This window comes from Microbacterium sp. (assembly GCF_049650565.1).
GTDB lineage: Bacteria > Actinomycetota > Actinomycetes > Actinomycetales > Microbacteriaceae > Microbacterium.
Window position 1 is genome coordinate 19,344 of the sequence record NZ_JBASAK010000098.1, and the last position, 8,850, is coordinate 28,193.

At 65.9% G+C, this 8,850-nt stretch carries 8 protein-coding genes and 1 riboswitch; of the genes, 2 read left to right on the top strand and 6 right to left on the bottom strand.

Annotated features, from left to right (window positions below):
* Positions 1 to 97 precede the first annotated feature (97 nt).
* The 5 genes from WA967_RS15205 to WA967_RS15225 form a co-directional block, all read right to left on the bottom strand.
* Positions 98 to 913, bottom strand: coding sequence for an OmpA/MotB family protein (locus tag WA967_RS15205; protein ID WP_424424332.1), 816 nt, complete (start codon positions 911 to 913; stop codon positions 98 to 100).
* A complete protein-coding gene (gene zorA / locus WA967_RS15210; RefSeq protein ID WP_424424334.1) occupies positions 910 to 2,451 on the bottom strand; it encodes an anti-phage ZorAB system protein ZorA in 1,542 nt (513 codons plus the stop codon). The genes WA967_RS15205 and zorA overlap by 4 nt, the downstream gene beginning before the upstream one ends.
* 196 nt (positions 2,452 to 2,647) lie before the next feature.
* On the bottom strand, positions 2,648 to 3,745 hold the full coding sequence (locus WA967_RS15215) for a hypothetical protein (RefSeq protein ID WP_424424336.1): 1,098 nt from the start codon (positions 3,743 to 3,745) through the stop codon (positions 2,648 to 2,650).
* Positions 3,746 to 3,803: 58 nt separating this feature from the next.
* Positions 3,804 to 3,919, bottom strand: a riboswitch (SAM riboswitch).
* Positions 3,920 to 3,993: 74 nt separating this feature from the next.
* On the bottom strand, positions 3,994 to 5,835 hold the full coding sequence (locus tag WA967_RS15220) for a GmrSD restriction endonuclease domain-containing protein (protein WP_424424338.1): 1,842 nt from the start codon (positions 5,833 to 5,835) through the stop codon (positions 3,994 to 3,996).
* Positions 5,832 to 6,665: a hypothetical protein gene (locus WA967_RS15225; RefSeq protein WP_424424340.1), complete on the bottom strand. Its 834-nt coding sequence runs from the start codon at positions 6,663 to 6,665 to the stop codon at positions 5,832 to 5,834. Before WA967_RS15225 ends, WA967_RS15220 begins: the two co-directional genes overlap by 4 nt.
* A gap of 97 nt (positions 6,666 to 6,762) precedes the next feature.
* On the opposite strand from WA967_RS15225, the gene WA967_RS15230 reads away from it, so the two are divergent.
* Positions 6,763 to 7,944: an FAD-dependent oxidoreductase gene (locus tag WA967_RS15230; RefSeq protein ID WP_424424342.1), complete on the top strand. Its 1,182-nt coding sequence runs from the start codon at positions 6,763 to 6,765 to the stop codon at positions 7,942 to 7,944.
* A gap of 29 nt (positions 7,945 to 7,973) precedes the next feature.
* On the opposite strand, the gene WA967_RS15235 is transcribed toward WA967_RS15230, so the two are convergent.
* Positions 7,974 to 8,417, bottom strand: a complete 444-nt coding sequence (locus tag WA967_RS15235; RefSeq protein ID WP_424424344.1) for a MarR family winged helix-turn-helix transcriptional regulator — start codon at positions 8,415 to 8,417, stop codon at positions 7,974 to 7,976.
* A gap of 60 nt (positions 8,418 to 8,477) precedes the next feature.
* Between WA967_RS15235 and WA967_RS15240 the strand changes: the two genes are divergently transcribed.
* A complete protein-coding gene (locus tag WA967_RS15240) occupies positions 8,478 to 8,846 on the top strand; it encodes a VOC family protein (protein WP_424424346.1) in 369 nt (122 codons plus the stop codon).
* Positions 8,847 to 8,850: the final 4 nt, after the last annotated feature.

Below are 8,850 nucleotides of genomic sequence, written 5' to 3' on the forward strand. Positions count from 1 at the left end.
AGCTGCCTCGCACCTTCCCGCAGATGTATCCACGCTTGGGACTCCGCCTCACCCCAGGCAGGAGGGAGCTGCAGGCCGATCGGTGGGAGGCGGAGAGTCATCCGTTGCCACCGTCGTTGCCGACGTCAAGGATCGCGTCCAGATCTGCGCTGGAGGGGCGAATGACAGTGATGCGGATGTCGATCCTTCGGTTCTCCGGAACGTCGGTCGCGTCTCCTGCAGAGCCACGGACCGGGCGAGTGTCGGCGTATCCGGACACGGACACGAGCTTGTGCCCAGCGGAGTTTCGCATCGCGTCCAAGCTGTCCTTCGCCGGAATCCTGTCGAGCCAGAGTTGCCACAGCGAAATTGCGCGGAATGTGGACAGTCCCCAGTTGCCCGTCCCGTTCAGCCCGTTGAAGGGCCGTCCGTCCGTGTGGCCTTCGATGAAGATCGTGTCCAGATACTTGGCTCTGCCGTCGCGGGTCAGGATCTTGTGGAGCACCTTGCCGATGTCGACGGCGCGAGCCTGATGGGCTGGAGCGATCTCATACTGCCCGGAGGCGAAGCCGAGTTCCTCTGTCGGAATGCTCAGAACTGTCTGATCATCGTTCAACTCGACTTTGATTCCGAGCTTTGCGAGTTCCGTCTTGGCTTCGTCGAGAATCTCCGTTCGGATCTCCTCCGCCTTGGACAGCTCGACGACCTGCGTGTCGATAGCCTCGCGCTGCGCCTCCAAGCTGTCGATTCGACTTGTCAGTTGGCTTTCAAGCGTTGCCAATGCCTGCTGCTTCTCGCCGACCTGTGCCATGAACGCGAGAGCAGCCAAGATGATCACGAAGAGGAGTGCGGTGAGCAGGTCGGTGAAAGAGATCCAATACGGGTCGCCCACTTCGCCGCGGCGATGCGCGCGCCTGCCACGGGCCCTGTTCACTCGACTGCGCTTTCGAGCGGCTCACGGCGTCGCGTCAGATCATCCACCGTCGCATTGAGCGCTTGGGCGGTGGCGAGCATGTTCGTGGCGTAATCCTGGCTCACTGAGTTCCAGGTCTCCATTCGAGACTCGATCTGGCGCTCCACGTCCGAGGAATAGTCGTTCAGCCAGGTCGAGATGCGCTTCGAGACCTCTCCGACATGGGAGCGGAGTTCCTCAGCCAGGCTTGCGGCTGTCCCTGAGAGGTCGCTTCGGAAGGTCTGCTGAATACTGGCGAATCGGTCGAGCTCGCTTCCCATCGTCGACGTCGCCGAGGTCAGCAGTGTGGAGGCCTCGTCGACACTCTCGGAGAGGGAGATCGTTCGTTCGGTGAGGTCTGCACTACGAGCTGTTTGTGCGTCCAGCCGTGCGAAAACGTCTTGCAGCGTGTTCGTCGACTCGGCGAGATCATTCGACAGTGCGTTGCTGGCCGCGGTGAAGCGTTCGCTGATGGCTTCCAGGTCGTTCGCGCTTGAGGCCATGTCCGCGGTAGCTGTTGTGAATTCTGCGCTGAGCTCCTCTAGCGAGGTCAGGACGTGCTGCTGCTGCTCGGCAAGTGCGGCGGACTGGGCCTGCATCGAGTCGATCAACGTGGTGATCTGGGGTGTCATCGACTCGATCACGGCGCCCAATTTCGCAGACGATTGATCCAGAGCTTCTCGTTGCTGTGCGCCGAGTTCTGAGAACGAGGATGCGAACCGATCGATCAGGGACTCGAATACTGTGCTCGACTGCTCCGTGGTCGCGTTGACGAGTGTCGCCATGGCCGGCGCCAGGGAAGTGGAGATCGATTCGGCCAACTGCTCCCGCATCGTGGCGGACTGCTGCTCCAGCGTCTCCTGCAGGCGGTTTCCGATGCGTTCGTGAAGCTCTTGCAATGCTTCGGTCGCCTGGGTCTGCGCCAGCGATATCTGCAGCAGGTTCTGCTCGGCCGTCAGCAGTGGGTACTTGTGATCGATCGTGGTGTGGAACTCGGACACCCGCTCGAGTGCGCGTCTCTCGGCGTACTTCTCCCACAAGTTGAAGACGATACTGAAGAAGATGCCCGCGATCGAGGCTGTGAATGCGATTCCTGCGGCGGAAACCAGTTGGCCCGCGCTGTCGACGATGCCGTTGGGGGTCGCCCCTGCAGAGCCGAGGTTCAAGCCGTTGAACCCGACAGCCAGGCCGATGAAGGTGAAGAGCACCCCGATTCCGGTGAAGATGCTTGGTGCGGCCGGCAGCGCACGATAGCGGGTGAGGACTGGAGCGAGGTGCTCCGGTGTGAAGACGTCTTCCGCGTTCAGCGTGCGGTATGTCTGCTCATGCCGAGCATCGTGCACCAGGGATCGCTCCCACTCCTGCCACAGGTCTGGATTTGACGCCTGCGTGTCGGTTGCGTCTGCGGCGGCTACCTCCAGTGCGTCGAGGCGGGCGTTGAGCTTGTGGTGCGCAACAAACAGCGCATAGCTGTACCAGACCACGAAGCCGAGCATGAAGAGTACCGCGATTGCGGGCACTATGAATCCGTGCATGGATGAGTCTCCAGTGTGAAATCCCAGCGGCGTCGTGCCGGGGGAAGCACAACACCAGTCGAATTCTTGCATGAGGTGGGGACATCGAGTCGTGAGCCACTACTCCAGGTTGGTCACGGTCTTAGCGATGTGCGGGTGGAGTCCGAGGAAGGGGCGCCGAGCAGGCCCGGCGCCCCGACCTTCAGCGCTGCTGCATGACGATGCGTTCGATCGCCTCGAGCGGGCTGCGGCCCTCATCGACCAGTCGCGGGAAGCGTGCCCACAGCTCGATGCTCGTCAGCGGCGGGACGTCTCGTCCGCGCAGCCACTGCGAAGGCGACTTCGCCTGGCGCGCCGTCCAGGCGAGGTGGGCCGTGCCCAGCGTCCGGTAGCTGCCCGGCGTGAACCCTGCGGCGGCGGCGCGGCGCGCGAATTCGATCCACTCCGAGGGGGAGGCCTCCACTCCGCCCATTCGGCTGACGGTTCCTCGGAAGCTCGGCGGAAACTCCGACATCGCCGCGTGCCACTTCTTCTTCTCCGGCTCGAGCTCCGCCCACCCGGTCTTCTCGACTGACGGGAACGGAGTGTGCACGATGCTCCACGGCCCGACGGCGCGGCGCTGCAGGCGTGCGCCAGGGGTGAGGCGGACGCGCTCGAGCGCGGCTTCAAGCGGTAGCGGATCCGACTTACGCGGGCCCTCCGCCGTGCGGGGCATCTCGACGGCATACTCCCACCGGTTCGCCCCTGTCGGCTCATCGGAGAGAACATCCGCCCAGGCTCGGGCGAACTCCTCGTCACCGGCATCCGCCGACACGGTCGCGCCGGGCGTCAGCCGGCGTCGCTCACCCGAGTCATCGGTCAGCGGTCCCGACGGGGTCACGCGGCCGTAGCCGCTGTCGATGAAGATCGGACGGTCATCGGCCGGCCAGCCATCGGCTTGGGGTGCTGCCTCGTGGGTCTGCCCGGTCTCGATCGCGGTCGACGCGCTCGGATGCGTTGTGCCCGCCGGATCGGGGCCCTCGGTCACCGAGCCGTCCTCCCATTCGACGCGCCATGACGTCTCACTGTCGAACTGCAGTCGCACAACGTCTGGATCGCAGATGCTCGGTTTGCCGGGCTGCGCTACACGTACGCGTGAAGCTGTCAGCACTCGGATCAGCTGGTTCCATGTCCAGCCTGGGTAGTTCTCAGCGACGTACTTCGCCGTGAACCCACGTCCGATCGGGAGCCAGAAGTCGTAATGGAGCAGCGTGTCGAGTTCGGACCGGGTGCGTTCATCACGGTAGTTCTGAGCGTTCATCGCTCGTATCCCTTCAGCTGAAGGGCGGCGCCGTCGCGCCTGCACGAACCGGCGCCAACCCATCGACTTGCCCGCACGCGGTCGCGCCGGGCCGGTTCTTCCCCTGGGGCACCCCGCTCGATGAGGAGGGTTGCCGTGCAGCCGGCCAGGTACCGATGACTGCAGCTCTTGAACCTGAGATGGACTGTAGCAGGAGGTGGGGACACTGCGGCTGAAGCCGACAATGCATCCACAAGTAGCGACGCCGCTCAGCCTGCGCCGATCACGTCCGCGAGCGTCGGGCTCTCACCCGCGCACAGCAACTGCATGGCCCGTTCGATGATCGTCGCGCGCGCGGTGACGAACGCGTCGAAGTCGGGCCGCACCAGCGCCGCGAGATCGTGCCCGGTCACGTCTTCGGGGTACGGCCCGGCATTCTGAAGAGCGGATGCCGGGATCAGATGGCTCTGCAGACGCTGCTCCAGAGCCTGCTCGGTGGGCGCAGCATCCGTCCGGTCCTGCAGGTAGGCGATGGGATCGAGCCGGCCGATCGTGCGGTTCGTGCGCCAGGTGATCAGCCCGCAGTTCATTGCGAGGTTCGGGTCGATGCCGGCATCCTTCAGCAGCTTCGCGGGGAACAGGTGGTGGTACTCGCGCTTCTGAACGTTCGACTCGCTGATGGGCGCATCGTCGGCGAAGTCGCGAGCGCCGAAGTAGTTCGCCGTCGCGAGCACTGCCCGCGCGAGGCTGTTCTTCTTCGCCGGCCAGTCGGCGCCCGCGAGGGTGCGGACGGTCGGCAGCGGGTACACATCTCGGTCGAAGATCGGCACCTGCGTGTCGAGGGCATCCAGACCTTCCTTGGAAGGTGACGCGGCGAACGCCAGCAGCGGTCGCGCATCGGCGTAGGAGCGGGTGGCGGCCGCGCCATCGTAGCGGCCTGTGTAGAACGCAGCCCACAGGTACTTGCGGGCGACGTGCTCGATCAGACCCCGCCCGTCGCCGTTCTTCGGACCGCTGGCCAGCAGTGCGGCGACGACGGGGATCGCGATGGCGGTGGGGAGTCGTGCGGCATCCCAGATCCGCAGGTGCGACAACAGCTCGATCGCGCCGATCAGGCCGTCGCAGGTCTCCTGCCACTCGTCGACCAGCCGCTGCGAGTCGAGCGAGAAGAATCCCGACTTGCTGGGCTCCAGGTCCTGATGCAGCGCGATCGTCTGCAGCATCAGGTCGCCGATGTTCCCGAAATGCGTCAGCCTGGGGTTGCTCTCGACGAAGTCGTCGATCATCTCCTGCAGACGGGCCTCCGTCGCGCTCTCCACCTCGGCGACGACGATGTCGAAGGCGCGCAGCGGCTTGGCGTTCGTGTTCATGTTGATGAACACGTCCAGCGCGACCGACCGCGGCGTCGTCGCGGGCAGGTTCAGGTACGGCAGCAGATAGTGCTTCACCGTCTCGCGCAGCGGCGAGATGACGTCATCCATGAGGAACTTCCGCCGCTCCTGGTAGTACTCCATCGCGGCGAACATCTGGTCGACGTCGGTGTGCTGATCCTTGGTCGGCTTCAGGTGGTGGATGGCCTTCTCGATCCAGCCGTTCACCTCGTCGCCGTTGGCCGGATCCAGCAGACGCACCGGGATGAGCCCGCGTTTGGCGCACCGCTCCGGATCTTCGGTCCAGCGCGGCATGACGTTGCCCGACTTGTTCTTCCAGAGCTGGTACGACCAGACGTCGATCTCGTCGTCGTCGTTCTGCGGATCGTCGTCGAGCAGCGGATGATGCACGAAGAACGTGCGGTCGGGGTAATTGTCCTTCAGAGACCGCCACAGCGCGGTGAGCCGCTGCTGGCCGTCGAGCAGGTGCTCGGTGACCTTCGCCGCAGTGTCGGGTGCGGTGGCGAGTGGCCGCGAGTGGAACTGCTCGCGGTCGCCCACCTGCAGCACGAGCGTGATGCCCAGCGGCAGGTCGCGGACGATCGTGCGCAGCAGCGACTCGATGCGGCGCCGGTCCCACGCCTCACCGCGCTGGAAGCTCGGCAGCCGCAGCGTGCCGGCGTCGATGTCCGACAGCCACTGCTGGATCGTTCTGTCCAGGGCCTTGCTTCCGGTGCTCACGCGATGTCCTCCGAGACAGGTTCGATCACGATCACTTCGGCAGCGGTCGACCGCTCGTCGTGCGTCTCCGGGCGCAGGTCCGGCTTCGTGAGCTCCAAACTCGCCAGGTGCTTCTGCAGCCGCTTGCTCATCGGAAGGAACGTGCTCAGGGTCAGACCGCCCGAGAGCACCGCGCCGATGACGGGGATCGCCTTCGCCACGCCGCCCGCGAAGAGCTTCTTGGTCATCTGCACGCCGAGAAGCTTCGCGACGTTCTTCACGATCGGATAGATCGCGCCCTTGGTCAGCGCCTGCTGGGGCAGCTTCTTCACGACCTGGGCCGAGATCATGGCAGCGGCCTTGGCGACGCCTCCCTGCGCGAACTGCACGCCGACCATCACGCCGAGGAACAGGACGAGCATCCCCTCTGTCGCCTCATCCATCTTCTTGTCGACGTCGTCTTCAGAGAACAGCTCCGGCCAGCTGTACACGTACGCGAGCTTCTGCGCGATGCGGAGCATGTGCCCGACGTACTGGGCGAGGTCTGCCGGGATCGTGCCGAGCATCGCGAATCCGCCGGGCAGGCCGGCGAGAGTCGACAGGCCCGTCACCTTGCTCGTCTCGTACTTGATCGAGGTGTTCGCCACCTCAGTGATCACGCTGAGCGGGATGCCCGCGGCAGCAGGCGTCTCTGCGATCGCACGCTCGATCTGCTCTTCCGTGCAGTGGCGCTTCAGCGCGGTGCGCAGATACGCATCGCGGTCGATCCGCACGCCGGGCAGCTTCGCGGCAGTCTCCAGGACCTGAGAGAACTTGGATCCGGCCGACTCGACATCATGGGATTTCGCCATGGGTCGATCGTATTGGTCGTGGCGACACGTGCGGTCACACCAGTCTGCACGCCGCGAGAACGTGGCATACCGTCCCCGCTCGGAGCAAGCTGTACCCATGACCACCGAACTGCACGCGGACTGCGCGATCGTCGGCGGCGGACCGGCCGGCCTCACCCTGGCGCTCGCGCTCGTGAGGCAAGGCATCGGCGTCGTCGTGCTGGAGAAGCACGCCGATTTCCTGCGCGACTTCCGCGGCGACACCATCCACCCCTCCACGCAGGACCTTCTGGCCGAGCTCGGCCTGCTCGACGAGTTCCTTGCGCGTCCGCACGATGACATGCCTCGCGTCACGTTCAGCTGGTACGGCACCGAACTCACGCTGGCCGACTTCTCGCGCCTGCCCACGCGCCGCAAGGTCATGACGTTCATGCCGCAGTGGGACTTCCTGGACCTCGTCGCCGACGCGGCGGCGCAGCATCCGCAGTTCACCCTCCTGCGCTCCACCCGGGTCGACGCCCTGATCCGCGACGGTGACCGCGTCGTCGGCGTCACGGGAACCGGACCCGACGGCGACGTCGCCGTGCGCGCGCGCCTGGTCGTCGACGCCTCGGGCCGCGACTCCGGCCTCCGCGCTGCGGCGGGCTTGGCCCCGACTGGCGTCGCCTCGGCGATGGACGTGCTCTGGTTCCGCGTCGCCAAGACCGCCGGTGACCGCTACCCGTTCATCCAGGCCGGTTCCGGCCTGATCATCACGATCGACCGCAACGACTTCTTCCAGATCGCTCACGTGATCCCCGCCGGTGCCTGGCATGGCACCGACGCCGACGTCGCCACGATGAAGGACAGGATCGCGCGGATCTCGCCACGAATGGCCGAGGCCGTCAGCTCGATCACCGCTGCCGACGTGCATCTGCTGCGCGTGCGCCTCGAGCGGCTGCGCCGCTGGTTCGCCGACGGGATGCTCTGCATCGGCGACTCGGCCCACGCGATGTCACCCGCCGGCGGGGTGGGCATCAATCTCGCGATCCAGGATGCTGTCGCCACCGCACGCATCCTCGGACCCGTGCTGCGCGACGGCACGCCGGCCGCATCCGATCTGCGCCGCGTGCAGCGGCGCCGCAGCCGGCCCACCAGGGTCACCCAGTTCGTCCAGCGCAGGCTGCAGGGTCCCCTGATCGCGGAGCGCGCATCGGATGCGCCGCTCCCGTTCGGACTGCGGATGCTGCGCGACCACCCGCGGCTCACGCACCTCACCGGTCGCTTCGTCGGGCTCGGCGCGCGGCCGGAACGGCTGTAGGACCGGGCCGGTCCGAGATCCCGACCGGACTACCGCTCGTCCTGCAGCCCCGCGATCATGCTTCGCAGGCTCGTCAGTGCGGCGGCCTGCTGTGCCGCGGTCATGCCGCTCAGCATCCGCTTCTCCACCGATCGCACCGCGGCGCTCGCCGCGTGCAGCACCTCCCGCCCCCGAGGCGTGAGCAGGGTGGGAAGAGCTCTGCCGACGGGAGCCTCAACAGCCCGGGTCACGTAGCCGTCGTGCTCCATGGCCTGCAGCAGCACGCTCATCGACTGGCGGGTCACGAACGCACCCCGGGCGAGCTCGGAGTTCGACAGACCCGGGCGCTGCGCGAGCAGCTCCAGGCAGGAGTACTGCGTGACCGTCAGCCCCATCGGGCGCAGCACGGTCTCCATCGCCGTGCGGAGTTCGCTGGACGCCTCCTTGAGCAGGTATCCCAGCGACGTCGTCAGATCGATGCCCTCTTGACTCATGTCAGTATTCTGACATATAGTCATCTATGTCAGAAAACTGACATAATCGAGGAGGACATCATGCCCGTCACCGGACCCGACTTCATCTCGCTGCAGGCCCGCGATCTCGCAGCCTCGCAGGCGTTCTACGAGCACTACCTCGGCCTGGTCCGCTCGCCAGCCGGGCCGCCGCACGCGGTCGTCTTCGACACGACGCCGATCGCCTTCGCGCTCCGCGATGTCGTGCCGGGCACAGACCTGGCATCCGCTCCGGAGCCGGGGATCGGCGCGGCGATCTGGTTGCACGCCACCGGGGTTCAGGAGATCCACGACGCGCTGGTCGCCGACGGTCACGTGATCGTGTCCGCACCGATCGACGGTCCGTTCGGCCGCACCTTCACCTTCGCCGACCCCGATGGCTACCGCATCACCCTGCACGACCGGGCCTGACGGC

Coding starts and splice junctions, on each gene's coding strand:
- WA967_RS15240 (WP_424424346.1), top strand. CDS start 8,478: ATGCCCGTCACCGGACCCGACTTCATCTCGCTGCAGGCCCGCGATCTC.
- WA967_RS15235 (WP_424424344.1), bottom strand. CDS start 8,417: ATGAGTCAAGAGGGCATCGATCTGACGACGTCGCTGGGATACCTGCTC.
- WA967_RS15215 (WP_424424336.1), bottom strand. CDS start 3,745: ATGAACGCTCAGAACTACCGTGATGAACGCACCCGGTCCGAACTCGAC.
- WA967_RS15225 (WP_424424340.1), bottom strand. CDS start 6,665: ATGGCGAAATCCCATGATGTCGAGTCGGCCGGATCCAAGTTCTCTCAG.
- WA967_RS15230 (WP_424424342.1), top strand. CDS start 6,763: ATGACCACCGAACTGCACGCGGACTGCGCGATCGTCGGCGGCGGACCG.